This is a genomic window from Flavobacterium sp. (genome assembly GCF_052437795.1).
Lineage (GTDB): Bacteria > Bacteroidota > Bacteroidia > Flavobacteriales > Flavobacteriaceae > Flavobacterium.
The window spans coordinates 404,951-428,226 of sequence record NZ_JBQVPA010000004.1 but is presented as its reverse complement, the minus strand read 5'-3'; the positions used below and the strand labels follow the sequence as shown (position 1 = coordinate 428,226).

At 47.1% G+C, this 23,276-nt stretch carries 19 protein-coding genes; 10 read left to right on the top strand and 9 right to left on the bottom strand.

What is annotated here, in order from left to right; translation table 11 throughout:
- Window positions 1–5 precede the first annotated feature (5 nt).
- Window positions 6–1,097, top strand: coding sequence for a carboxypeptidase-like regulatory domain-containing protein (locus ACT6R0_RS14765; protein WP_444654000.1), 1,092 nt, complete (start codon window positions 6–8; stop codon window positions 1,095–1,097).
- Between the two features lie 15 nt (window positions 1,098–1,112).
- Here ACT6R0_RS14765 and ACT6R0_RS14760 read toward each other — a convergent pair whose 3' ends face one another.
- Window positions 1,113–1,577, bottom strand: a complete 465-nt coding sequence (locus ACT6R0_RS14760) for a hypothetical protein (RefSeq protein ID WP_444654001.1) — start codon at window positions 1,575–1,577, stop codon at window positions 1,113–1,115.
- A gap of 77 nt (window positions 1,578–1,654) precedes the next feature.
- On the bottom strand, window positions 1,655–2,119 hold the full coding sequence (locus ACT6R0_RS14755; RefSeq protein WP_444654002.1) for a hypothetical protein: 465 nt from the start codon (window positions 2,117–2,119) through the stop codon (window positions 1,655–1,657).
- Between the two features lie 228 nt (window positions 2,120–2,347).
- Between ACT6R0_RS14755 and ACT6R0_RS14750 the strand changes: the two genes are divergently transcribed.
- The 4 genes from ACT6R0_RS14750 to ACT6R0_RS14735 all read left to right on the top strand — a co-directional run bounded on the left by ACT6R0_RS14750 (window position 2,348) and on the right by ACT6R0_RS14735 (window position 5,294).
- Window positions 2,348–2,956: a hypothetical protein gene (locus ACT6R0_RS14750; protein ID WP_444654004.1), complete on the top strand. Its 609-nt coding sequence runs from the start codon at window positions 2,348–2,350 to the stop codon at window positions 2,954–2,956.
- 54 nt (window positions 2,957–3,010) lie between these two features.
- On the top strand, window positions 3,011–3,691 hold the full coding sequence (locus ACT6R0_RS14745; RefSeq protein WP_444654005.1) for a hypothetical protein: 681 nt from the start codon (window positions 3,011–3,013) through the stop codon (window positions 3,689–3,691).
- Window positions 3,692–3,770: 79 nt separating this feature from the next.
- Window positions 3,771–4,523: a sensor histidine kinase gene (locus tag ACT6R0_RS14740; RefSeq protein ID WP_444654006.1), complete on the top strand. Its 753-nt coding sequence runs from the start codon at window positions 3,771–3,773 to the stop codon at window positions 4,521–4,523.
- Window positions 4,524–4,619: 96 nt separating this feature from the next.
- Window positions 4,620–5,294 carry a response regulator transcription factor gene (locus ACT6R0_RS14735; protein ID WP_444654007.1) on the top strand — a complete coding sequence of 225 codons (675 nt, stop codon included), beginning with the start codon at window positions 4,620–4,622 and terminating at the stop codon, window positions 5,292–5,294.
- A gap of 503 nt (window positions 5,295–5,797) precedes the next feature.
- On the opposite strand, the gene ACT6R0_RS14730 is transcribed toward ACT6R0_RS14735, so the two are convergent.
- The 7 genes from ACT6R0_RS14730 to ACT6R0_RS14700 all read right to left on the bottom strand — a co-directional run bounded on the left by ACT6R0_RS14730 (window position 5,798) and on the right by ACT6R0_RS14700 (window position 16,137).
- The gene (locus ACT6R0_RS14730) at window positions 5,798–6,778 is read right to left on the bottom strand and encodes a glycoside hydrolase family 5 protein (RefSeq protein WP_444654008.1); all 981 of its coding nucleotides are present in this window, start codon (window positions 6,776–6,778) and stop codon (window positions 5,798–5,800) included.
- Window position 6,779: 1 nt separating this feature from the next.
- Complete coding sequence (locus tag ACT6R0_RS14725) at window positions 6,780–8,024, bottom strand: glycoside hydrolase family 27 protein (RefSeq protein ID WP_444654009.1); 1,245 nt, start codon at window positions 8,022–8,024, stop codon at window positions 6,780–6,782.
- 14 nt (window positions 8,025–8,038) lie between these two features.
- The gene (gene mgrA, locus ACT6R0_RS14720; RefSeq protein WP_444654011.1) at window positions 8,039–9,034 is read right to left on the bottom strand and encodes an L-glyceraldehyde 3-phosphate reductase; all 996 of its coding nucleotides are present in this window, start codon (window positions 9,032–9,034) and stop codon (window positions 8,039–8,041) included.
- A 100-nt stretch (window positions 9,035–9,134) separates the two neighbouring features.
- A complete protein-coding gene (locus ACT6R0_RS14715) occupies window positions 9,135–10,151 on the bottom strand; it encodes an IPT/TIG domain-containing protein (protein ID WP_444654013.1) in 1,017 nt (338 codons plus the stop codon).
- 12 nt (window positions 10,152–10,163) lie between these two features.
- Window positions 10,164–11,756 carry a RagB/SusD family nutrient uptake outer membrane protein gene (locus ACT6R0_RS14710; RefSeq protein ID WP_444654015.1) on the bottom strand — a complete coding sequence of 531 codons (1,593 nt, stop codon included), beginning with the start codon at window positions 11,754–11,756 and terminating at the stop codon, window positions 10,164–10,166.
- 17 nt (window positions 11,757–11,773) lie between these two features.
- On the bottom strand, window positions 11,774–14,965 hold the full coding sequence (locus ACT6R0_RS14705; protein ID WP_444654017.1) for a SusC/RagA family TonB-linked outer membrane protein: 3,192 nt from the start codon (window positions 14,963–14,965) through the stop codon (window positions 11,774–11,776).
- 296 nt (window positions 14,966–15,261) lie between these two features.
- Window positions 15,262–16,137, bottom strand: a complete 876-nt coding sequence (locus ACT6R0_RS14700; RefSeq protein ID WP_444654019.1) for a helix-turn-helix domain-containing protein — start codon at window positions 16,135–16,137, stop codon at window positions 15,262–15,264.
- A 190-nt stretch (window positions 16,138–16,327) separates the two neighbouring features.
- Here ACT6R0_RS14700 and ACT6R0_RS14695 point away from each other — a divergent pair, with 190 nt between their 5' ends.
- From ACT6R0_RS14695 to ACT6R0_RS14675, 5 genes are all read left to right on the top strand, one after another.
- Window positions 16,328–17,479 (top strand): glycoside hydrolase family 26 protein, encoded by a 1,152-nt coding sequence (locus ACT6R0_RS14695; RefSeq protein ID WP_444654021.1) that lies wholly within the window; start codon window positions 16,328–16,330, stop codon window positions 17,477–17,479.
- A 20-nt stretch (window positions 17,480–17,499) separates the two neighbouring features.
- Window positions 17,500–19,428, top strand: a complete 1,929-nt coding sequence (locus ACT6R0_RS14690; protein ID WP_444654022.1) for a sodium:solute symporter family protein — start codon at window positions 17,500–17,502, stop codon at window positions 19,426–19,428.
- A gap of 29 nt (window positions 19,429–19,457) precedes the next feature.
- Complete coding sequence (locus tag ACT6R0_RS14685) at window positions 19,458–20,654, top strand: glycoside hydrolase family 130 protein (protein WP_444654023.1); 1,197 nt, start codon at window positions 19,458–19,460, stop codon at window positions 20,652–20,654.
- On the top strand, window positions 20,654–21,826 hold the full coding sequence (locus ACT6R0_RS14680; protein ID WP_444654024.1) for an AGE family epimerase/isomerase: 1,173 nt from the start codon (window positions 20,654–20,656) through the stop codon (window positions 21,824–21,826). Before ACT6R0_RS14685 ends, ACT6R0_RS14680 begins: the two co-directional genes overlap by 1 nt.
- A 170-nt stretch (window positions 21,827–21,996) precedes the next feature.
- Window positions 21,997–23,220 carry a glycoside hydrolase family 26 protein gene (locus ACT6R0_RS14675; RefSeq protein WP_444654025.1) on the top strand — a complete coding sequence of 408 codons (1,224 nt, stop codon included), beginning with the start codon at window positions 21,997–21,999 and terminating at the stop codon, window positions 23,218–23,220.
- Window positions 23,221–23,276 lie beyond the last annotated feature (56 nt).

The window sequence follows — 23,276 nt, the reverse complement described above, 5'->3', positions numbered from 1 at the left end:
AACGTATGAAATATTTTTTTACCCTGCTGCTATTCCTCTTTTGCCTGCAAACCCATGCACAGACCATTTCAGGATATGTGTATGATGAACCCGAGAATAAGCCGCTGGAAGGTGCATGGGTGTACCTGGACGGCACCACGCTTTCTGCCACGACAGATGCCAGGGGCTTTTTTACTATGAGTGCTCCGCAAAAGTACAATGCCGCCCTCGTGGTAAGCTTCATAGGATTTGAGACAATGAGGGTGGAAGATCCGTTCAGTTATGGCAAGCCTTTCAAAGTGCTGTTGCGGGAAGAGTCTACACGGCTGGATGAGGTGATCGTGAACAAAAAGAAAGGCCCCTTTAGCAGGAAGCAATTGCTGCGTGCTTTCAGAGAAGAGTTTTTGGGGCGGTCAAAAGCAGGAAGTTCCTGCACGATAGAAAATGAGAATGATATTACGCTTTGGTATGATGTTGACAATAATACGCTGAATGCCGTTGCCGCCAGGCCGATCAGGATAACCAACCCGCGCCTGGGGTACAAGGTGGTGTTTGAGCTGGCCGTCTTTAACGTAAAGTACCGCATCCGAAGCCTTTCGGAGATCGATGCGTACAGTACCCATTTCTCGGGGACTACTTTTTATACCGATGTAACCGAAAAGAAAGATAAAGAGAAGGCCGAAAAACGGAGAAAAGAAGCCTATCTCGGTTCACCAACACACCTGGTAAAAACTCTGGTGGATGGTGATTGGGGTAAACAAAAGTTCGGGTTCTATGTGGGCAGCTTTCCGGATGATCCCCACGACTATTTTGTGGTAACTGATACATTAGGGCTAAGAAAAGTGCGGCTGCTGAAGGCCCCACCGGAAGATGTCCGCCCCATAACCGTTTTTACGGTAAGGCCCGGGTCATCAAAAGGTAAATATGATGGCGTGAGCTTCAATATCCTGTATGATAAAAAAGAGCAGTCGTCCATAAGCTTTAGCACAGGTACTTTTTATGTGGATCCTAACGGGTTGTTCTTCCCATTAAATGAAATAACCTTTGGCGGTTACATGGCAACCCTTAAGGCCGGCGACCTGCTACCGGTAGATTACATTTATGTGGAAAGCCCATAGGTCAGCTAAAGAAGCTTACCTGCAATACACCAGTGTTGATGTACCACCCATTTCATCAGGAACGGTCAGGTGCAGTTTTCCTTCTTTAAGCACAGCCTTCATCAGGTCGACCGACTTTTCCGCATTATCATTCACAATGCGCAAAAAAGTGTTATCTTTTTGTTTTTCTATGGAAAACGAGCCGCTCCCTGTCTGTCCGCCCATAGTTTGCTCCATATAATTGCCTTTGATCATGAACGTGCCGTCTTTATAGTCGGCAAGGCCGTGCCTTATGTCGGCGATCATGGCATCCTTTTGGCTTTGGCCAAGATTTTCGTATTCTGTGGGAAGCTTTACCACATCGGTCTTAAAATCCCAATGAATGCCATTAATGTCAAAAGCGCAGATCTTCCAAATGCCCTGCAGGCTTTGCTGGGTAACTTCCTGGGCGCTTAATGCGGCTGAAACCATCAGGGTAAGCAGTAGTAAAAAATTCTTCATAAGGGTGTGCTTTATTGTAATAAAAAAAGCCCTGCACGATGGTACAGGGACTCTCTATTAACCTATAAAATATAGTTTTATTGCTTAGTGTAAACAAAAACCGCTGCCGCGCCGCCTTCGTTCTCTTCGAGGCGAAGTTTTTTATCAACGATAGAAACGATGATTTCTTTCGTAGTACCGTCTTCCTGTGTAAGCGTTATTACGTTCTTGCCATCTTTTTGAGCCATTACAAAAGTGCCTTTTTGCTCCTCAGGCCCAAGGTTCTGCGTAAGGTTCTTACCCTCGATCTTGGCGAACGATTCACGGAACATTTCCATTGCCTGTGCCATCCCGGCATTCATTTCAGCCTTTTGATCTTCGGTAAGCATTGCCTCTGTTTCCGGCGGAAGGGTTACTTTTTCCTTTACTACATCGATCACCATGCCAGAGGCCTCAAGTGCCGCCAGCTTCCATGTGCCCTGGATGTCCTTATCTGTTAATTTTTGTGCCGAAGCTGTTGCCGAAACGCATACTGCCACGAACAGGTACAATAGTTTCCTCATTTGTTTAAAGTGTTATAATGGGGCTAATTTATTAAAATTACCTATTGCTTGTACAACATGCAGTATTTATTTAACAGCTGTGCAGCCATTTAAGCGGACAGCTTGCGGCAGGCTGAAGAATTAATGATAAAATTACAGTTTTAGCTCTTATGGTATCGGCTAAAAACTTAAATTTGTTAAAACCTCAGTGAGTATTTTAACAACCCCAATTAACCAAATTATAATACTATGACTACAAAAATGATCCTCGAAGCCATCGGGAGATGGAATGAAGACATCCACGAAAGCGAAAAACTGGTAAGCTTCCTTGAGCAGGGCAACTGCTTTACTTACGACAACATTTCTTATGGAAAAGAGTCTGAATACATCCACGCCTATCTTGGGATACATAATGAAAAACTCTATTTTTTCCTGATCCCGGATGCCTATGACAAGCCGGAATATTCAACCACGTTCTCCGACTACGTGCAGGCCTGCCCGGTCATGTGGAGCCTTTTAGGAACCCATACCATACCCGACCTGGAGGCCGAGATACGCATTACACGCTGGATAGAACAATATAAAACATGGGTGCCAAAGCAAACAGCAGAACCTGTAGGAATGTTCAAGGCTTTTAACATACCTGCCGATGATTTTGAATCGCAGGAGTGCCTTGCTACGCTTGCGCTGCAATTAGGCGGAATAGAAGGGGCTAAGACAGCCGACCTTGTCATTGCCAATGCCAATGACAAATCGATAGTGCAGTTTGACGATTTTTCACAGCCCGTACCTCCCTATGGAGCAAGTGCGGCAGCATCAGATTTTTATTTAATGATAGCTGCGAGCACTCTTCAATAGCATGCAATTGACTGGGAACTATCGAGATCAGATTTAGATAAGGTTGAATAAATAGTGAGCTTCGAAGAAATTATACAACATTTGCCAAAGTTAACCCCATTGTTACTCATTGTGGGTTTAATATTGGGCCTATATAGCTTTAAGCACTTGAATGGGGTACACAGGACTTTGTTAGTGTATTTTATTCTGATGCTTATGACTGATTTAACGGGGAGAGTATTACAAGTATACTTAGGAATGAATTTAATACTCTTCCCAATTTATAGTTTCGTAGAAATGTCTTTCTTTATCTATTTTTATAAGAAGTACTTTTTAAGGTCCAAAAATTTTATAATAGCACTTTTAGGTACAACAGGAGGCTTATTTATAGTTGGAGAGTTTTTCTATTATTTCATACTTAATGATTTTAATCCCCGGCAATTTCAGCCCTATTCAAAAGTGGTAGATAATTTTGTTGTAATATTGATAGCAATGATGTTTTTCTACAAGAAAATCAACAAGTTCGAGGAAACAAAATGGGATAACTTTCCCCTCAATATTGTGATTTTTGTTTATTTTATATTGAACCTGATTTTTTTATTGCCATTTAATTTTCTTGTAAATGAAAGTAGTGGATTAAAGTTTTATTTCTTATCAGCAAATACGATCTTAACGGTTATATTTTATATATGCTTAATCTATTTTATTTTGGAAGATAGGAATTTGAAGGATCTCCCATCTAAAAGCGTTAGATAATTTAGTAAACTTACTTTTTTCATCGACAAATCTCCATAATCTTCCTATTTTTGGGGTGAAACAATTCCCCGGTGAGATTATGGAAAAATGGCAGGACCCCAAGGTAATTGCTATATGGATCACTATTATAGTCGTACTCATATTTACCATCATCCTTTTTGTGGTAAAAATAATGCATGCGGGCTATAAGCGCATGACAGAGGCCAACCTCCGCGAGGCGCAAACCCTTTTGGAGCACCAAAAAAAGTTAATGGAGACCAACCTTGAGGCACAGGAGAAGGAACGCGGGCGCATTGCCGCCGACCTTCATGACAGCCTTATCGGGAAGCTTACCCTTATTCGGATGAAAAGCCAGATAGGCTCGCCACTGCCCGAAATTGAAGGGCTGCTGGGCGAAAGCATTACCGAGGCGCGCAGGATATCGCATGACCTTACTCCGCCACTTCTCGAATTCTCCCGTGCAGAGGAACTGATAGAGAATGTCCTCAACCCCTGGAGGGAAAAAATGGGCATTGATTTTTACAGTGATGTAAGGGTAGGAGGGGACCTGACACCCGATGTAAAGATCCAGCTGCTCCGCGTGGCACAGGAACTGCTTACCAATATCATCAAGCACGCGGGCGCTACGCAGGTAAAGGTAGCATTTCGACATACGGCCAGTGGAATTGCGCTCTCGGTAACAGACAATGGCAAGGGCTTCGATACCAAACAGCTCAAAAAGGGCCTTGGCCTTAACAGCCTTGAATTCCGTATGCAGTACCTCAATGCAAAATACAAGGTAAAGTCGGCCATAGGAAAAGGTACGACCACCTTTATGGCGGCATCAATATAAGCATCGTGCAGAATTAATATATGTTCTGTCAGCACATCCCCGCTCCACCTCTCCTTTCGATAGGTGTTAGGGGTGAGGTCAAAAAAACAACCACCCATGGAAAACGTAAAAATTGCAATTACCGATGACGATGCCCTAATAGTAAGCCTGTTACAGGGCTACCTTCACAGCTGCGAGGGCATGGAGGTGCTTTTTACTGCCAATAGCGGCCCCGGCCTGCTGTCGCTGCTTGCGGAAGCCTCCATACTGCCGGATGTGCTTGTGCTCGACCTGAAGATGGACGGCATGGACGGCATAGAAGTAACCAACCACCTCAAAGCCGATCATCCCGACATTAAGGTCATTGTGGTATCATCGCACTACCAGCGCAGCTTTATGGGCTTTATGCTCAAGACAGGCGTTTCGGCATTTTTACCCAAAGGCATTTCGCCTATCGACCTGGTTGATGTGATCCGTACCGTACACAGGCAGGGCTTTTACTTTAAAGAGGACCAACTCGATGCGGTAAGGCAGCAGATCTCCTCCAAGTCGCCCAAGCCGGCCCTGGAGCATGATGATACCCTTTCTGATAGGGAAATAGAGGTGCTGCGCCTCATCTGCCACCAAAAAACGGCGAAGGAAATGGCCGATGAGCTGTTCCTTACCGCCCGCACCATCGACGGGCACAAGGCCAACCTCTTTGCCAAAACAGGTGCAAAAAACATTGCAGGCCTGGTGATCTATGCTATTCAGCACGGATACATAAAGGTTGATGAGCTCCCGGTACTTTAGTTCGGCTACCCGTAGAAATTACCTGTTTTTATAAAACAGGTAATTTCTACCTATGCCAGATGTTAACTCTTTCTTAATTTTGACTCAGGATAAAAAACGATAATGTTATAGTTGCACAATACCATTCATTGGTTATCCATATAAAAGTCAGGCAGGGTTAATAATTCGGGTGTTCTAAGCCCCTCAAAAACCACCGACCTCCCTTTCTGAATTATGTCTTACATAGTCCTGCCGGCTTTTTTAAAATTTTGAAGTTAAACTTTATAGCCTTTGCCCCCAAAGCACCGTAAAGTTTTGATTTTTATAGATGTGAGCAGCGGGTGTGGTAGCCCGCTGCTTTTTTTTACAGATTTGATTTGGTGAAAATTTAATTTGTATAACCTTACGCAGGTTTTTTCCCCATCGTGCCAAATGATCAAAAATAAAAGCCTCCACTTTCGCGAAGGCTTTAACCCAAATTCAAACTAACTTAACTTATATTCACTTTAAACATCGTCAATTGATCATTTTTTGCTGCCTTTTGGGGCGGCATTCAATTTTTTGAGGAACCCTCTTGTCATGATGCCACTCTGCTTCAGGTCGGCCATCTTCCATCCGCCTTCAGATGCGGCCGATGCCTGCAATACGCTGCACGTCTCATCCTTGTCCGATACCGACCATGTTATCCAGCTTATGCCGCGATCCTCCATCCAGTCGATCCAGCGCTGCCATTCTTCCACGTTCAGCGGGCCGTCGCCGGTGGCTTCCATCCCCGCACATTCCGATACGAATATGGGGAGTCCTTTTTTTAGCGCGGCATCAGTACGATCGCGCAATTCCTGCTTGTGGGTAGCCGCATAAAAATGTACGGTATACATCAGGTTGTCATAGCCTTTAATGGGGTCGGCGGCCGGCAGGTGTATGTCCTGGTCCCAGTGCGGGCAGCCCACAAGGATAATATTGTCCGGGTCGTTTTTACGGATCACCTTTATAACGGCTTCGCTGTAGGCTTTTACATCGGCCCAACTCTCATCATCAGGCTCATTTAATATCTCATAGATAACATTCGGGTATTTACCGTATTCCTTTGAGATATCGTCAAAAAAAGCGACTGCCTCCTTTTGGTTGATGTTGTGGCTATGCCAGTCGATGATCACATAAATATCTTCTTTAATGGCGCCGTCCACCACAGCCTTTATTTTGACCTTGCTGTCTGCCGGGTTTTCTTTGTAGGTTAGGCCCTTGCTCCCGGTTTCTATTCCCATGGCGGCGCGAACTACATTGGCATGCCAGTCATTTTTAAGCCACTTTACGGCACCCGCATTATAAAACCTCGGCCAAAAGCTGTGCCACCCAAAGCTCATGCCGCGCAACATTACGTGCTTGCCATTCTTATCTGTAAGCTGCGTTCCTTTTACGCTCAACTGTCCGTGCTCCTTTACACCCTGCCCGAAAGAAAGTGCTGAGAACAGCAGGACCGATATCGTTTTAAAAATAGTTTTCATGCTACTTGGTTTTTGTAAGCCTTAGGGTAATAATGTCGTGGGCAGGCACTTCGGCTTTAAAAGCTTTTTTGGTCGTAGCCGTGCCTTTATCTTTTTTGTCCCAAAGGTTCTTTATCTTATAGGTGGTAGTGCCAAAAGCCGCATCCAGTTTGTTGATGTCATCATACACCTTTTGCGCAGCCCAGTTGTGATCGATCTTTTTGGCCGATGTGCTTCGGTTTAGGAACGCGATCGCCCAGTCGCCACCCTGTAATGGCTTGGCCCAAATTTCCAGCCCGTCCTCAGCCGAAACTTTAAAGCCCTGTATGCCCAGCTTGTCCTGGTTGATGGCGATAACTTCTTTATTGGTCAGTACCTCTATGGTTTCTTTGTTCATGCTCCTTAGGTCGTTTCCGGCAATAAGCGGTGCGGCAAGCATGGCCCACATGGTAAAATGTGCCCTGTCCTCGCCAACGGTAAGCGCGCCATTGCCCACCTCAAGCATATCGGGGTCATTCCAGTGGCCCGGCCCTGCATACCGGCGAAGGCCTTCCTGCTTGTCGAGTATCTGCATTACACCAAATGCTTTCCACGAACCGTGATCTTTAATACAGTCGAAACAGTTGTAGATATCCCCGGTCGTCCTCCACAGGTGGCCTACATTTGCGCCCCACTTCCAGGGCTCGTCATTACCCCATTCGCAAATGCTAAGTACAATTGGCCGGCCTGCACGCTTCAGGGCGGCAGTAATGGTTTTGTAGGCACCTTCGGCTTTAAGGCCTTCGGTATTACACCAGTCGTATTTCAGGTAATCGATGCCCCACGATGCATAGGTAAGCGCGTCCTGGAATTCATAGCCGCGGCTGCCCGGCCTCCCGCCACAGGTCTGGCTTCCGGCATCACTATATATGCCCAGCTTGAGGCCTTTGCTGTGCACGTAGTCAGCCACAGCCTTCATCCCGTTAGGGAAACGCTTCGGGTCAGGACTGATGAAGCCTTTCTCATCGCGGTCACCGTGCCAGCAATCATCAATGTTTATATAAGTATAGCCCGCATCCTTCATGCCGCTGCTTACCATGGCATCGGCCATTTGCTTTATCATGTTCTCATCTACATTGCAGGCAAACTTGTTCCAGCTGTTCCATCCCATTGGCGGGGTCATGGCAAGGTTGGGGTACTTGGTGTAATCCTGCACATAATTATTGCCCTGCGCCATTGTGGCAAGGGTCATTAGTAATGTGAAAATAGAAAAGAGTGTTTTTTTCATTGTTGTGTAATTTTCTATTGGCTTAAAATAGCTTCTATAGCATCCAGCTCTTCACGGCTGAAAGTAATGTTACTGAGGCTTTGCAGGGAGTCGGTAACCTGCTCGGGCTTGCTTGCTCCAATAAGCACCGATGTTATCCTTTCGTCCTTCAGCAGCCACGCCAGCGCCATGTGTGCCAGTTTTTGGCCGCGTTGTCCGGCTATGGTGTTCAGTTTTTTTATCTTGTCTAATTTTTCGGGTGTGATGCTGCTTTCGTTCAGGAACACCCCGCTTGTAGCGATCCTCGAATCGGCAGGAATGCCGTTGAGGTATTTGTCCGTTAGCAGTCCCTGTGCGAGAGGGGAGAAGGGTATGCACCCAACACCGTTAATTCCAAGCACATCAAGCAGGCCGTTCTCAGGGGCGCGCTCAAACATCGAGTACTTCGGCTGGTGGATGAGGCATGGTGTGCCCAGTTCCTTCAATATTTTTATGGCTTTTTCTGCCTGTTCCGCATTGTAGTTCGATATCCCTGCATACAATGCTTTACCCTGCCTCACGATAAGGTCAAGTGCCTGCATGGTTTCGTCTAAAGGCGTATCCGGATCCGGGCGGTGGTGGTAAAAAATGTCCACATAGTCCAGCTTCATGCGTTTCAGGCTCTGATCCAGACTTGATACCAGGTACTTTTTAGAGCCCCAGTCGCCGTAAGGGCCATCCCACATAGTATATCCTGCTTTTGTAGAAATGATCAGTTCATCGCGGTAGTCTTTCAGGTCATGGCGCAATATCTTTCCGAAATTCTCCTCGGCGCTGCCCGGCGGCGGGCCGTAATTATTGGCAAGGTCAAAGTGTGTAATGCCATTATCGAACGCTGTATGTATAATATTACGGCTGTTATCAAGATCGTTCACATGCCCAAAGTTATGCCAAAGGCCCAGTGATAGCGCGGGTAGTTTAAGCCCACTGTTGCCGCAGCGGCGGTAGGGTGTTGTGGTATATCGCGACGGTGATGGAGTGTGATCTGGCATGATACAGGTGTTTTATTGCCGAAGATACGATTTATGGTATAAAAACATTCCCCGAAATCGCTCCCGGGGAATGCCAACTGTAGTAACCCAAACTTATTTATTAGTCAACTGTAAAACCGAAGTTGTCAAAGTAATAATTGTGTGCGGCACCGGTAAATTCCTGGAACGTTATGTTCTGCAAAGCCGCAGGGTTGCCAAGTTCTGCCCAAGTGTAGCGGTATTCTGTCCATTCGGTACCGGTGATAACGGCTTTAGATGCATCGCCCCATCCGTTCCCGTTGATGATCGGTATCAACTTACCGGCATCGTCCGACCTTATCCAGAAATGGATACCTGTATATTGCGATAGCTGATCGTTCCAGGCCCAGTTACCCTGAATGTTGTCCCACCCATTAATGGTCTTCTTGATGAACTTAACTCCCTGGTACGCTTTTGCGGCATCCGTTTCATAGGTATGGTTGTTCCACGGCTCAATGTCCCAAGGAGCATAAAAGGCATCGTCATAAATGGCTGTGCCTACAGCAGTACCCCATTCTGATCCACCCGAAATGGTAGTTACGGTAACTGTCTTAAGCTGTGAGCCTGCAGGCAGTATCGCTACGATCTCGGTAAGTGTGTTCGACACGATCTCTGCCTCTACGCCACCTACCGTTACGGTAGGGTCAAGGAAAAAGGAACCGTATATGGTTATCTGCTCACCATCGGCGGCATTTACAGGTTGGAAGCTCCTTACAAAAGGTGCAGGCGGCGCTACTACAAAATGATAAACCGCAGTACCGTCGGCGGTAACTACCTTAAGTTCGTCAGGAGCATTCTCATAAGGCGTATTCCTGTCGATGGTTACCAGGATAACATCATCTGTTACAAATGTAGAGTTGAAATAAGTATCTGTTTCGTTGAAATAGATCTTTTGGGTATTTGTAAACCCACGCCCACGGATAATGTACATGTTGTCTGCATAGCCCTGCTCCACAAGAGAGTCGTTTTGGGCCAGGCTCACGCTTTCGATCACAGGCTGCCCGCCTCCCGAACTGTCGTCATCGCTGCATGCAGTAAACAGTCCTATCGTTGCTACTGCCAGCGCTCCCAATAAATGTTTAATGTTCATATTTTTCATAATGCTGATTTTTTAGTTGAAGGTATAAGGTACCGGGTCGGCAAGAAGCAGTGGGTTTTTGGCCACATCATTGTCCGGGTAGTCCAGATAGAAGTCAGATGCATCAGGTGTAAAGTGTTCCTCAAGGAACATATTACCCCTGTTTTGTGCCGCCATGATGGCTGTTGCCTGTGCCCTTGGTATCCTGCCCAGATCGAACCAGTAGTCGCCCTCAAAGCAAAGCTCGCGCCTTCTTTCAAGGAAAATGTCATCAAATGTCAGGGTAGCCAGTGCAGGCTGGTTTGCCCTTGCCCTCACAGCGTTGAACGATGCCAGCGCACCCGCATCGGATGTGCTTCCGCCACCGGCCAATACCGCTTCGGCATGGATAAGCAGCAAGTCGGCATAGCGCATGATGTAGGTGTTGTTTTCCATCATTGCCCACGCATCTATAGGGCCTGTAGCATTGCCGTTCACGATACCCTGGCAATATTTCTTGATAGCTGCGCCTGCGCCCTGTCCGCCGATCTGGTCGGCTGCAGGAACAGTAAATCCTACCTGGTCAGTAAGGCCATTGATCTTTACTTTCATATTCGGATAGCTGTCACCCGGGAACATAATAGTTTCATGCCTCCTCAGGTCGCCAGCCTCATAAAGGTCAAGAACATCCTGCGAAGGTGCGAACACACCACCATACGAAGCGTTAGATGTTGTAAGCGCCGCAGTGCTGATGCCAAACTGCGTGTTGCAGTTGCTTGCGGAACCATAGTTACCATCTGTTACCCACTGTAGTGCGAATATCGACTCCTCGTTGTTATTGTTAGGATACGTAAAGAGGTCGCCGAAAGTTTTGCCGGGAAGCTGCGCGCCACCCAATAGCTTGAATTCGCCACTGTTGATCACCTCTTCAGCCAGCTGCCTTGCCTCTGCATACTCTCCCTGGTACAGGTGTACTTTGGCAAGCATGGATCTGGCTGATCCTTTAGATACACGGCCATTAGCCGAATAGTTGGACCCCCTTACTTTTTCATACAGTTTCTCTGCGGCCATATTGTAATCGCTCTCAATAAGGGTATACACATCCTCGATCCTGTTCGTGTTGATATTGGGTGTTGCTACATAGTCAAGATTATTCTCGATTATTGGCACCGGCCCCCAAAGCCTCACAAGGTAAAAGTAGGCGGTAGCCCTCATAAAATAGGCTTCACCAATAGTGTTTTGAAGCACAGCGTCATCCACGCCCGGCCCCACACGGTCGGCAAGGAAGTTGATGATCGCGTTCGCCTGGGCAACATTGGCCCAAAGCGACCTCCATCCCTGGTTAAGTTCCGGGTCGCTTCCGTTGATCGAGAAGTTGCGCATGGCGCTCACGTCGCTTGAAGCCGAGTACATATTGCCCGATCCTACTTCTGCGATAGCAAAGAAGAACTTGTTGTGGAACTGGAACCAGGTACGGGCATACATACCGTTCGTGGCCGACTCTACCTGGGCATTGGTGCTATAATAGGCGTCAAGGCTAATGCCGTCTTCCGGCGGCCGGTTGGTAAATTCCTCGGCGCAGGAATAGAATAATGTTAATACGACTGCTAAGACTGACAATCTGTATATGTTGAGAGATCTTTTCATTTTCTTTTTTCTTTTTTTTAGAATTCTACATTAACTCCCACTGACCATGTTCTCGGTGTCGGGTACCTTCCGTTGTCAATTCCCGTAAGGAGCTGGTTCTGGTTAAAGGAACCTATCTCAGGGTCGTAGCCGCTGTATTTGGTGAAGGTATGCAGGTTCTGCACGCTTCCGTACAGCCTTACCCTGCTTAGTTTTATTTTAGATGTAAGGTCACTTGGCAATGTGTAGCCAAATGTAACGTTCTGTATCCTTGCATACGACCCGTCTTCTATGTAACGGCTCGATATCTGCACGTTAGGGTTACTCTGCGACCCGATCGGCCTTGGTATGTCGGTACTGGTATTTTCAGGCGTCCAGTAGTTCAGCGCATCACTCAAAGCATTCTGGTAAAGTCCGGAGTTGGCAGTACCATTCCTGTAGGTAAGGTTCATAATATCGTTGCCAACAGAACCCTGTACGAATACCGAAAGGTCAAAATTCTTATAGTTGAAGCTGTTTGTAAAACCGAATGTAAAGTCCGGGTGCGGGTTCCCGATGAACGTTTTATCGTTGGCATCGATTACGCCGTTGCCGTCAACATCCTTATATTTCACGTCTCCCAGGTAGGTTTGCCCAGCACCCGGACCAACGCTTTGGTCGAATTGTATCGGCGCATTGTTCAGCTCATCCATAGAGTTAAAGATGCCTTCTGCCACATAGCCGTAGAACATACCTATCGGGTGGCCTACCTCAGTATTGGTGGCAACTACCGGAATGTAACCGTTAGTGTTCACTTCCTGCGTAAGCGGAAGCCCATCCTGGATGCTGGTCAGCTCGTTGCGGTAGCGTGAGAACACAAGAGTAGAGTTCCATTTGAATTCGCCCCTTGTAGCATACGTTAGGGTAATGTCTACACCTTTGTTCTGCATTTCGCCAAGGTTGGATATTGGCGCAGCGATACCGCCATATTGCGAGCCGCCGCCGGTAAGGAAGTCAGCAAGTGGCACCTGGAAAAGGAAGTCTTTCGATGTCTTGGTGTAAAAGTCTACGCTTGCGCCAAGCCTTGAGTCAAGCAACGTAAAGTCAATACCAAGGTTAGTTTGCTGCATCGATTCCCACGTAAGGTTCGGGTTCGGGATGTTCGATACCAGGAAGCCCGAGCCAAGGCCTGAGTTCTGCTGGTTCAGCATTGCCGTATACCTGTTGTTCTCGATCTGCTGGTTACCGGTTTCACCATACCCAAGGCGGAACTTGATATTGTCGATATACTTGCGGGTAGGCTCCATGAACTTTTCGTTCGAAAGCTTCCATGAACCCGATACCGCAGGGAAGTAGCCCCACTGGTTTTTTGTGGTAGGGTCAAATTTAGACGAACGGTCGGCCCTGTATGTAGCCGACAGGCTGTAACGGTCATCGTATTCATAGATGGCACGGCCAAATAGTGAGTACAATGCGGCGCTGCCTTTGTAGCCTGTTACGGTGCTTTGGGCAGGGTCGGCAAGGTTAAGGCCGTATGGTGAGTTGCTCTGGAAGCCCGTAGCGTAGGCAGATATACCCGACCAGTGGCTGTCGTTTGCTTCCTGTCCTGCCAATAGTGTTATCTTGTGCTTTCCGAACGATTTGTCATACGAAAGCAGGTTCTTAAGGTTGATAGAGTACCAGTTCTGCCTTCTTTCATCAAGGTCGGCACTTGCGTTCGTCTGCACACCCCAGGCGTATTGCGGCCTGAATTCGGTGTGTTCTGAGAATTCGGTATTGGCACCTACTTCCAGCCTGTATTTAAGGCCCTTGATGAGCTCGGCTTCAGCATACACGTTGCCCAGGAAGTTTTTCCTGATCAGCTTATTATCTTTAGAAAGCGCTTCGGCAACAGGGTTAAAGTAAGTCACGTTCATACTGTTGTCCAATGGCCCGGCGAATGATCCGTCAGGGTTGCGCACCGGTATGTCCGGCGACTGCAGTAACGTATTGCTGATGATACCACCGTAGCTTTGGTTAATGGTAAGCACCTCATTTGTGATACCCGTGCTCATATTTGCGCCTACACGAAGCCAGTCCTTCACTTTCGTGTCAAGGTTCAGCCTCATGGTGTAACGTTTATAGCCCGATCCCAAAAGTACGCCTTCCTGGTCCATGAAACCGCCCGAAAGGTAGTATGAAGTAGACTCGCTGCCTCCTGAAAATGCCAGCTGGTGGCTCTTGGTTACTGCTGTGCGGTATACTTCATCCTGCCAGTTGGTACCGTTGCCCAATAGTTCAGGGTGTGCGAATTCCGGGCGAAGCTGGTCAGGTGCGGTGCCAAATAGAAGAGAGAGCTGGTTTTGGTACTGCGCGTACTGGCGAAGGTTGAGCACATCCAGCTTGTTGTAGACAGAAGCTGCCGATGTCCAGCCTTCATACGATAATTTACCTGTTCCTTTTTTACCTGATTTGGTCGTGATGATAATTACACCATTGGCACCCCTTGAACCATAGATCGCTGTTGCCGATGCATCTTTCAGGATGTCAATTGACAAAATATCATTAGGGTTGATCATCGATAGCGGGCTCACGGCATTGTTGCCCGCGCTGCCGCTTGATGAAAAATCATTGCTGCCTAATGGCCTTCCACTCATTGATTTACCTGTGGCATCACCCGATACAGGAACCCCATCTATAACATATAGTGGCTCGTTGGTCCCTGATATTGAGGTAGTACCGCGTACACGGATAGATACCGCACTGCCCGGCTGGCCTGAGTTATTCGTTACTGATACACCCGCGGCTTTACCTTGTATCATCTGGTCTACAGTTGTTTGCTTAAGGTTCTCAATGTCCTTGGTGCGAATGGTCGATACGGCGCTCGTAATATCATCCCTGCGCTGCGTACCATAACCGATAACAACAACTTCTTCAAGGACCTCGCTGCCTTCAACAAGCGTTACGTTGATCTGCTGCCTTCCGTTCACGGTAATTTCCTGTGTTTCAAAGCCGATGAAGCTATATACAAGCACTGCGTCAGCAGGTACGTCGATGGAATATTCGCCATCAACATTGGTGGAGATACCGGTATTGGTACCTTTAATGGAAACGTTCACGCCCGGTATGGTCATACCGCTTCCGTCGGACACCACCCCTGAAACCGTGTTTTGTGCCTGTGCAACGCCTGCACAGCAAAACAGGAGGAGGTAAACAAGGGAGCGTCCCCCTGTGCACCATTTAATAAGATCATGTAGTAGAGTATTACCCATAGTAATTTGTGTTTGGTTAGTTACTGAATCTTAAAATAAATAACAAATTCTTTTGACTATCAATAATTTTAAATGGGGATTATTGACAAAAACAAATTTATGGGAGTTGTTAAGCGTTTGTTAATATTATTTTATCATTTGATGATAATATTTTCTCTAACGTTTGCGTAAAAAATATACTTATAAGTGTAAGAAAAAATATTGTAAATAATAAAATATTGGTTATCAGTGATTAATGATTTAAAAATGAATTTGTAAAGCTGTCAAAACCATATGTATTTTTTGATCACTGCCAGCTACAGGAAGCGCTTCATACCGTAAAATTCTTCCCGGTACTGGCTTGGTGTCGTGTTCTTTATACTCTTGAAAATACGGTTGAAATTGGCAATGTTATTAAAACCTGATTTGAATGCGATCTCCGAAATGCTGAGGTCCTTTTCCACCAGCCATCGTGCCGCGTAACCCACGCGTATGTCGTTTAGGTAGTTGACGAAGGTCTTGCCGGTGCGTTTCTTGATGAAGCGGTTGAATGATACCGGGCTCATGCTGGCAATGTTCGATACGTCGTCCAGCGTGATCTTTTCCGAAAAGTTCTTCTGCACATATTCGTAGATCAGCTTCATTTTGTCGTCGTCCTCAAAAGTATCATAATCCACGGTAAAGGTAGAAAGCAGGCGCTGGTTTCTGGAGTTGGCCATGTCATGCAGTATGGAAATGATCTCGAGGAAGTAATCCATTCCATCCAGTTTGGAGATGCGTACCAGCTTATCGGCCAGTTCAGTTCCGGTTTTTTTGGAGAACAGGATGCCGTGGTTGGCGCGGTTGAACATGTCGCGTATCGGCTGCATGATGCGGCGTTCCAGCATCGAATCGCTGAACAGGTCGTTGTGGAACTGTATCGTGATCTCGTGTATTTTTTTGTTCCTGCATTTGTTGAGTTCCCAACCATGATAGAGATTGGGGCCCACTAATACCAATTCTACATCGTCGATTTCCTCAATATGGTCGCCCACTATCCGTTTTACACCTTTCCCATTGAGTATGAAGTTGATCTCGAACTCTTCATGGTAGTGTATTGGGAAGTCGAAAGTGTCTTTGGTACGGTCAAAAACAAGGAAGCTGTCGCCTTTGGTAAGCGGCGGGATCTCGCGGTAAAACTTCTTGTTGTCCATATTTTAAATTTTAGGTGCAATTATATGATATAAATTTGATAAAATAATATTAACTTAAATTTAGCAGTCAAATTATCTTTGGCATTATCAAAAAAGTGTGTTTAAAATTACACTGTCCTGAAATATTGGTTTAAAAATTTGTGAATTTCACAACACTACAAGCTTAAATTTGAAGCTGATGCAAAACCTGATGAAGAACATCCTACTAACCATACCGGCAATTTTGCTGCTGTTTTCCTGCAAAGGGGCATCGCAAACGGCTGCTTCGGCTCCTGCAACTGCCGATAAAAGGGCTACCAAAGAAACTATAGCATTATACAAAAACCTTTTCCGCCTCAAGGAGAAAGGCTATATGTTCGGCCACCAGGATGCGCTCGCCTATGGTGTGGAGTGGAAGTATGAAGAAGGCAGGAGCGATGTAAAGGATGTTACGGGTGATCATCCCGCCGTATATGGCTGGGACCTTGGCCGTATCGAAAATAAGGAACTAAAAGACCTTGACGGCGTGCCGTTCGATAAAATGCGCGAGTGGATGAAGCAGGTGTATGACCGCGGCGGCATCAATACGGTAAGCTGGCACGTAAACAATCCGCTGAGCGGGAAGGACGCGTGGGACAACCCTCCCGGGACGGTGGCTTCGGTACTGCCCGGCGGTTCACAACACGAGAAGTACAAGAGCTGGATGGATAACGCGGCAGCGTTCCTGCTGACGCTGAAAGGAAGTGACGGCAAGCCTATTCCCATATTGTTCAGGCCCTACCATGAGTTTACGGGCAACTGGTTCTGGTGGTGTAAAAATACTACTACACCGCAGCAATTCAAAGAACTGTGGATATTTACTGTAAAATACTTCCAAAGCACAGGTTTGCACAACCTGATCTATGTATACAATACTTCCAATGAAAATGTAGCTACTGAGGCTGATTTTATGGAGTATTACCCCGGTGACGAGTGGGTAGACATGGTGAGTTTTGACGTGTACCAGGGCGGCGAAGGCGAAAAGCGTGAAAAATTCCTGAAGGAAACCAAAAATATCGTAGCGATAATGGATAAAGTAGCCCGTGAGCACAATAAGCTGTGTGCCATTGCCGAGACGGGTTATGAAGCCGTGCCGGATGCCAAATGGTGGACGGGTACTTTGGCGGAGGCCATTGGTGACCACAAAATATCTTATGTGCTGGTATGGCGCAACCACGGCTGGAATGACTGGTTCAAGCCTGCAAAAATGCATTACTATGGCCCATATAAAGGGCAGGTGTCTGAAAAAGATTTTATTGAGTTTTATAACCTAAAGAATACATTGTTCCAAAGCGATGTAACTAAAGAAAAATTATACCGCTAAGCGTATAAGCCACTTACAGGATGAGATTAACAGCCATAGACCTTACAATAATCGCCTTATATTTTATAATGATGATCGTTATAGGCATCATTATGAAGAACCGTGCCAAACGCAGCAAGGACAGCTACCTTTTAGGAGGTAAAAAGCTCCCATGGTACATGCTTGGGCTTAGCGATGCCAGCGACATGTTCGATATCAGCGGTACAATGCTGCTCGTGAGCATGGCCTTCCTGTACGGCTTTAAAAGCGTATGGATCCCCTGGATGTGGCCGGTGTTCAACCAGGTTTTCCTAATGGTTTTCCTGAGCAAATGGCTAAGGCGGAGCAATGCCACGACCGGGGCCGAATGGCTGGGTACACGTTTCGGGCTTACCGATAAAGGCGTAAAGCAAAGCCATGCCATAGTTGTAGTATTTGCGCTCATGCTGTGCATTGGCTACATGGCTTACGCGTTTGTTGGTGTAGGGGAATTTTTGGAGATATTCATTCCGTATGAGTCAATAAAAGAAGTGGTGCCGTTCCTTGACCAGGATTTAGGACGATACACTGCCGGTTCGGCGGAATATACCACTGCATTATATGAAGCCAAGAATACGACCGCACAATTTTATGGGGTAAGCATCTGCCTTGTAGCAACATTCTACAGTATCATTGGCGGCATGCACGGTATTGTGCTGGCCGACTTCATTAAATATATGATCATGATCATCTGTTCCATTTTTGTGGGAACGATAGCCATGATGCACCTTGCCGATTCGGGTATTGTGCTTGCCGATAAAATGCCGATAGGATGGGACGATCCGCTTTTCGGGATGGAGCTGGGTCTTGAATGGCAGAACATTCTGGCAGATGCCCAGGTCAAGCTTGAAAAGGACGGTTATAAACTGTTCTCGGCAGTAGTGGGCATGATGTTCTTTTCAGGTGTGCTGAAAAGCCTTGCCGGGCCAGCGCCAAACTACGATTGCCAGAAGATATTGAGCACCAAATCGCCGGAAGAGGCCAGCAAGATGAGCGGATTCATATCCATCATTCTGTTGCCGATACGCTACTTCATGACCATGGGGTTGTGCATACTGGGTGTGCTGTACTTTAAGGACCTTGCCTTGGGGCAAACGTCAGAAGGTGTTAACTTCGAGAGCATCATGCCGGCGGTGATCAACAAATACCTTCCTGTAGGATTGGTGGGCCTTGTGCTTGCCGGGTTCCTGGGGGCGTTCATGAGTAACTTCTCGGGTACCCTCAACGCGGGTCAGGCGTATATCGTAAACGACATTTACCTTAAATACTTTAAGCCTGAAGCCGACAGGAAGCAGATCATTACGATGAGCTACATTTCCGGTACGGTGATGGTTATCCTGGGTGTGGGGCTTGGCCTCATGATCAAGGACGTGAACATGATATTCAATATTATTACGGCAGGACTGTACGGAGGGTTCGTTTGTGCTAATGTGCTCAAATGGTACTGGTGGCGCTTTAATGCCAGCGGTTACTTCTGGGGTATGTTTGCAGGTATCATTGCCAGCGCCATTCCGCCTGCACTGTCTGTAAGCGGGGTTACCGATTACTTTGACGGAACGCGAATGCTGTACTTCTTCCCGATATTCATCGTGATACAGCTTATTGCCTGTATACTTGGCTCGTATGCCGCGCCTCCTACCAATGAAGAAACGCTAAAAGAATTTTATAAGACCGTAAGGCCATGGGGCTTCTGGAAACCGGTCCGCATGAAGATACAGGCTTCGGATGATCCTGGTATACAAAAGAACAGGAATTTCGGCATCAATATGGCCAATGTGGCCATGGGTATTACCGGGCAGATATTGCTCACCCTGCTGCCAATGTACTTCATCCTTTCCAAATGGACGGGCTTCGGCATCGTGCTGGCATTGCTGGCGGTAATATTCCTGACAATGAAACGCACCTGGTGGAACAGGCTGACCGATTATTAAGAAATACAAATTAAAGAACAGATATTAAGATGGGTAATGATATGATCACTGACAGGCTGGTACGGATACCTAATTATGATGCGCTTGCAAAGGCGCACCAACAGCTTATCGAGCAAAAAAACAGCCCCGTTAGCGTGAGCAACGGTATCTATACACGATATAAGAACCCTGTGGTTACGGCAGCACACGCGCCTATTGCATGGCGATATGACCTGAATGCGGAAACCAACCCGCATGGCATGGAACGCATAGGCATCAATGCGGCGTTCAATGCCGGGGCGATGAAGTGGGGCGACAAATACCTGATGGCGGTGCGTGTGGAAGGCGTAGACCGCAAGTCCTTCTTTGCCATAGCCGAAAGCCCGAACGGGGTGGATAACTTCCGTTTTTGGGACAAGCCGTGCGTTATCCCTCAGCTTGAAGATGAAGATACCAACGTATACGACATGCGCCTGGTCGCCCATGAGGACGAGTATGTGTACGGCATATTTTGTACTGAAAGAAAAGATCCTGATGCCCCGGCAGGCGATACCAGCGCGGCAATAGCCAATGCGGGTATAGTACGTACAAAAGATCTGGTGGAGTGGGAAAGGCTTCCCGACCTTATCTCTAATACCGGCCAGCAGCGCAATGTGGTACTGCATCCTGAATTTGTGAATGGCAAGTATGCGCTCTACACGCGCCCGCAGGATGGCTTTATAGATGTTGGAAGCGGCGGCGGTGTCGGCCTTGGCTTTGTAGATAGCATGGAAAACCCGGTGGTACAGGACGAGAAGATCATTTTTGGTAAAATATACCATACTATATATGAGTTGAAGAACGGCCTTGGCCCGGCTCCGATAAAAACGGAAAAAGGCTGGCTGCACATGGCACACGGTGTCCGCAATACTGCGGCCGGCCTTCGCTATACCTTATATGTATTCATGACCGACCTGAACGACATTGGTAAAGTTACCCATGTGCCGGCAGGCTATTTCATGGCTCCGGAAGATGTGGAAAGGGTAGGCGACGTATCCAATGTATTGTTCTCAAATGGCTGGATCGCCGATGACGATGGGACGGTATACATTTACTACGCCTCGTCAGATACGCGCATGCATGTGGCGGTTTCGACCATTGACAAACTGGTGGATTACGCCATGAACACGCCGGAAGATACCTTTACTTCGGCAGGTTCGGTAGATACCATCATCAAAATGGTGGATGACAACAGCAAGTTCCTGTAATGGAAGGACTGAAAAAAGAAATGCACGATGAACTGCTGTCCATTCTTGAGTATTGGACGGTGAACTGTGTTGACGAAGCCAACGGCGGTTTTATTGGGGCCATCGACTTTTCTGAAAATAAAGATTTTATCGCCGACAAAGGCTCAGTGCTCAATGCACGGATCTTGTGGGCGTTCTCCGCGGCATACCCTGTTACCGGGAACGAACGGCATTTGCAATTGGCACAGAGGGCCTATGAGTATATTGCCGCTTATTTTTTCGACAAGGAGCATGGCGGCATTTTTTGGAGTGTCGACCATCAGGGCAACCCGAAAGATACAAAGAACCAGGTATATGCATTGGCATTCGTAATTTATGGCCTGTCGGAATTTTACGCCATCTCGCGGCATGAAGAGGCCTTGGCATTGGCCAAGAAACTTTATGGCAAAATAGAGCAGTACAGCTATGACCCTGTGAATAGAGGTTATTTTGAAGCCTTTACCCGTGACTGGCAGCCGATCGACGACCTCCGCCTGAGCGATAAGGATGCCAACGAAAAGAAGACCATGAACACCCACCTGCACATTGTAGAGGGGTATGCCAACCTGTATAAGGTATGGCAGGACGAAGGCCTGAAGGATACGATCGCCGGATTGCTGCATACCATTAATGAGCATTTTATTGATGAAGAGTCCGGCCATTTACGCCTCTTTTTCAGTGAGGACTGGGTAGAGAAGCAGGATGTGATCTCTTACGGACACGACATCGAGGCGGCCTGGCTGCTACAGTGGTGTGCCGAAGTGATAGGCGATGAAAGCCTTGTTGGCATCTATAAAAAGCACGCCGTTGCTATGGCCGATGCCACTTTTGAAGGGCTTGATGCCGATGGCGGGCTGTGGTACGAATACGAACCGCAGGAGGAAAGGCTCATTGCCGAAAAGCATTGGTGGCCCCAAAGTGAATTGTGGATAGGAATGGTCAATGCCTGGCAGATAACTGGTGATGCCAAATACTTTGACGCGGTACAGCACAACTGGGAATTTGTACAGCAATACATCCTTGATAAAACGAACGGCGAATGGATATGGGGCGTAAATGCTGACTATTCAAAGATAGAAAAGGACAAAGCCGGTTTTTGGAAATGTCCGTACCATAATTCACGGGCATGTCTGGAGCTGATGTCGCGGTTGTAGATGACCTTACCCCGACCCTCTCCAAAGGAGAGGGAGAAGCTTCACTCAGATCTAAACTGTTTAAACAGGATAAGAGATAAATTTATGTAATAAGTATCAATTAGCTTTTGTTCCCGGCTCCCCTCTCCTTTGGAGAGGGGTTGGGGGTGAGGTCTGCAACATATTATACTATGAAAAAAAATATCACCACAATACTGGCACTTTTGTTACTGGCCATAACATCCTGCTCCGAAGACAGCCGCTATTCCGGCAAAAGCGATGACGGCCCCGTAAACGAAGAACCTGATGTGCTTACACCCCAAAATGTACGCTCGTACATGGTGGACGCCAATGCTACTGCCGAGACCGTGGCATTGTTCTATAACCTGAAAATGCTTTCAAAAACAAAATACCTTGTAGGCCATCAGGATGCCTTTACAGGCTTTTACAACAATGCGGGTGGCGATAGCGACATGAAGAAAGCCACGGGGAAAGACCCTGCACTATTGGGATCTGACTTTATGTTCATTACCGATGACCAGAACGACGGCACACCATCCAATTGGTTTTACCAGCAGGAACAGATCATCATAGGCGACATAAAGGAGGCGTACGGTAAGGGCATGGTGAACATCATGTCATGGCACCTGCGTGAACCTTTTGAAGGCGAGACCTTCTACACGTCCGACATGACGGACCAACAGAAGCAACAGGCTTTTACCAGCATACTCCCGGGTGGTGTGAACCACGACTATTACAAAGCGAAGTTGGATAAAGTAGCCAGTGTACTGAACAACCTTAAAGACAGTAATAATAAATTGATACCTGTCATCTTCCGCCCATTCCATGAATTTGACGGCAACTGGTTCTGGTGGGGTGCGGCATACTGCACGCCCGAACAATACAAGCAGGCATGGCAGTTTACCGTGGAATACCTGCGCGATACAAAGAACGTGCATAATGTATTGTACTCTTATGCACCTGATAATAGTTATACGACCTCGGGCAACTACCTTAGCCGATATCCGGGTGACGGTCATATCGATGTGCTTGGCATGGATAACTACGGCGATTTTGCCAATGGCAGCACTGCCGGCGTAACTGCCGCCAACAACAAGCTGAAAATGATATCGGACCTGGCAAAGCAAAAGGTAAAGATCGCTGCGCTGACCGAAACTGGCTTCAGGGTAACATCGGGTACAAGCCCTATCAACGGCTTTTTTGCCAATAACATCTATACTGCTATGACCGCTAACGATGTAGAGCTTGCTTTTGTAATGTTTTGGGGCAATGACCAAAACGGCTATTACGTACCGCCTGCGGGGCAAAGCAACACCCCTGATCTTGTACAGTTTGCCAATAAGGCCGAATCGGTGCTTCAAAATACAGTGCCGGATATGTATGCAGCCCCCTAACCCCCAAAGGGGGAATTAGCTTCACTCGTAATCGTTACTGTAACAAATTAAATATA

Coding starts and splice junctions, on each gene's coding strand:
- ACT6R0_RS14695 (WP_444654021.1), top strand. CDS start 16,328: ATGAAGAACATCCTACTAACCATACCGGCAATTTTGCTGCTGTTTTCC.
- ACT6R0_RS14685 (WP_444654023.1), top strand. CDS start 19,458: ATGGGTAATGATATGATCACTGACAGGCTGGTACGGATACCTAATTAT.
- ACT6R0_RS14755 (WP_444654002.1), bottom strand. CDS start 2,119: ATGAGGAAACTATTGTACCTGTTCGTGGCAGTATGCGTTTCGGCAACA.
- ACT6R0_RS14725 (WP_444654009.1), bottom strand. CDS start 8,024: ATGAAAAAAACACTCTTTTCTATTTTCACATTACTAATGACCCTTGCC.
- ACT6R0_RS14700 (WP_444654019.1), bottom strand. CDS start 16,137: ATGGACAACAAGAAGTTTTACCGCGAGATCCCGCCGCTTACCAAAGGC.
- ACT6R0_RS14760 (WP_444654001.1), bottom strand. CDS start 1,577: ATGAAGAATTTTTTACTACTGCTTACCCTGATGGTTTCAGCCGCATTA.
- ACT6R0_RS14710 (WP_444654015.1), bottom strand. CDS start 11,756: ATGAAAAGATCTCTCAACATATACAGATTGTCAGTCTTAGCAGTCGTA.
- ACT6R0_RS14675 (WP_444654025.1), top strand. CDS start 21,997: ATGAAAAAAAATATCACCACAATACTGGCACTTTTGTTACTGGCCATA.
- mgrA (WP_444654011.1), bottom strand. CDS start 9,034: ATGCCAGATCACACTCCATCACCGTCGCGATATACCACAACACCCTAC.
- ACT6R0_RS14735 (WP_444654007.1), top strand. CDS start 4,620: ATGGAAAACGTAAAAATTGCAATTACCGATGACGATGCCCTAATAGTA.
- ACT6R0_RS14750 (WP_444654004.1), top strand. CDS start 2,348: ATGACTACAAAAATGATCCTCGAAGCCATCGGGAGATGGAATGAAGAC.
- ACT6R0_RS14690 (WP_444654022.1), top strand. CDS start 17,500: ATGAGATTAACAGCCATAGACCTTACAATAATCGCCTTATATTTTATA.
- ACT6R0_RS14715 (WP_444654013.1), bottom strand. CDS start 10,151: ATGAAAAATATGAACATTAAACATTTATTGGGAGCGCTGGCAGTAGCA.
- ACT6R0_RS14680 (WP_444654024.1), top strand. CDS start 20,654: ATGGAAGGACTGAAAAAAGAAATGCACGATGAACTGCTGTCCATTCTT.
- ACT6R0_RS14730 (WP_444654008.1), bottom strand. CDS start 6,778: ATGAAAACTATTTTTAAAACGATATCGGTCCTGCTGTTCTCAGCACTT.
- ACT6R0_RS14705 (WP_444654017.1), bottom strand. CDS start 14,965: ATGGGTAATACTCTACTACATGATCTTATTAAATGGTGCACAGGGGGA.
- ACT6R0_RS14740 (WP_444654006.1), top strand. CDS start 3,771: ATGGAAAAATGGCAGGACCCCAAGGTAATTGCTATATGGATCACTATT.
- ACT6R0_RS14765 (WP_444654000.1), top strand. CDS start 6: ATGAAATATTTTTTTACCCTGCTGCTATTCCTCTTTTGCCTGCAAACC.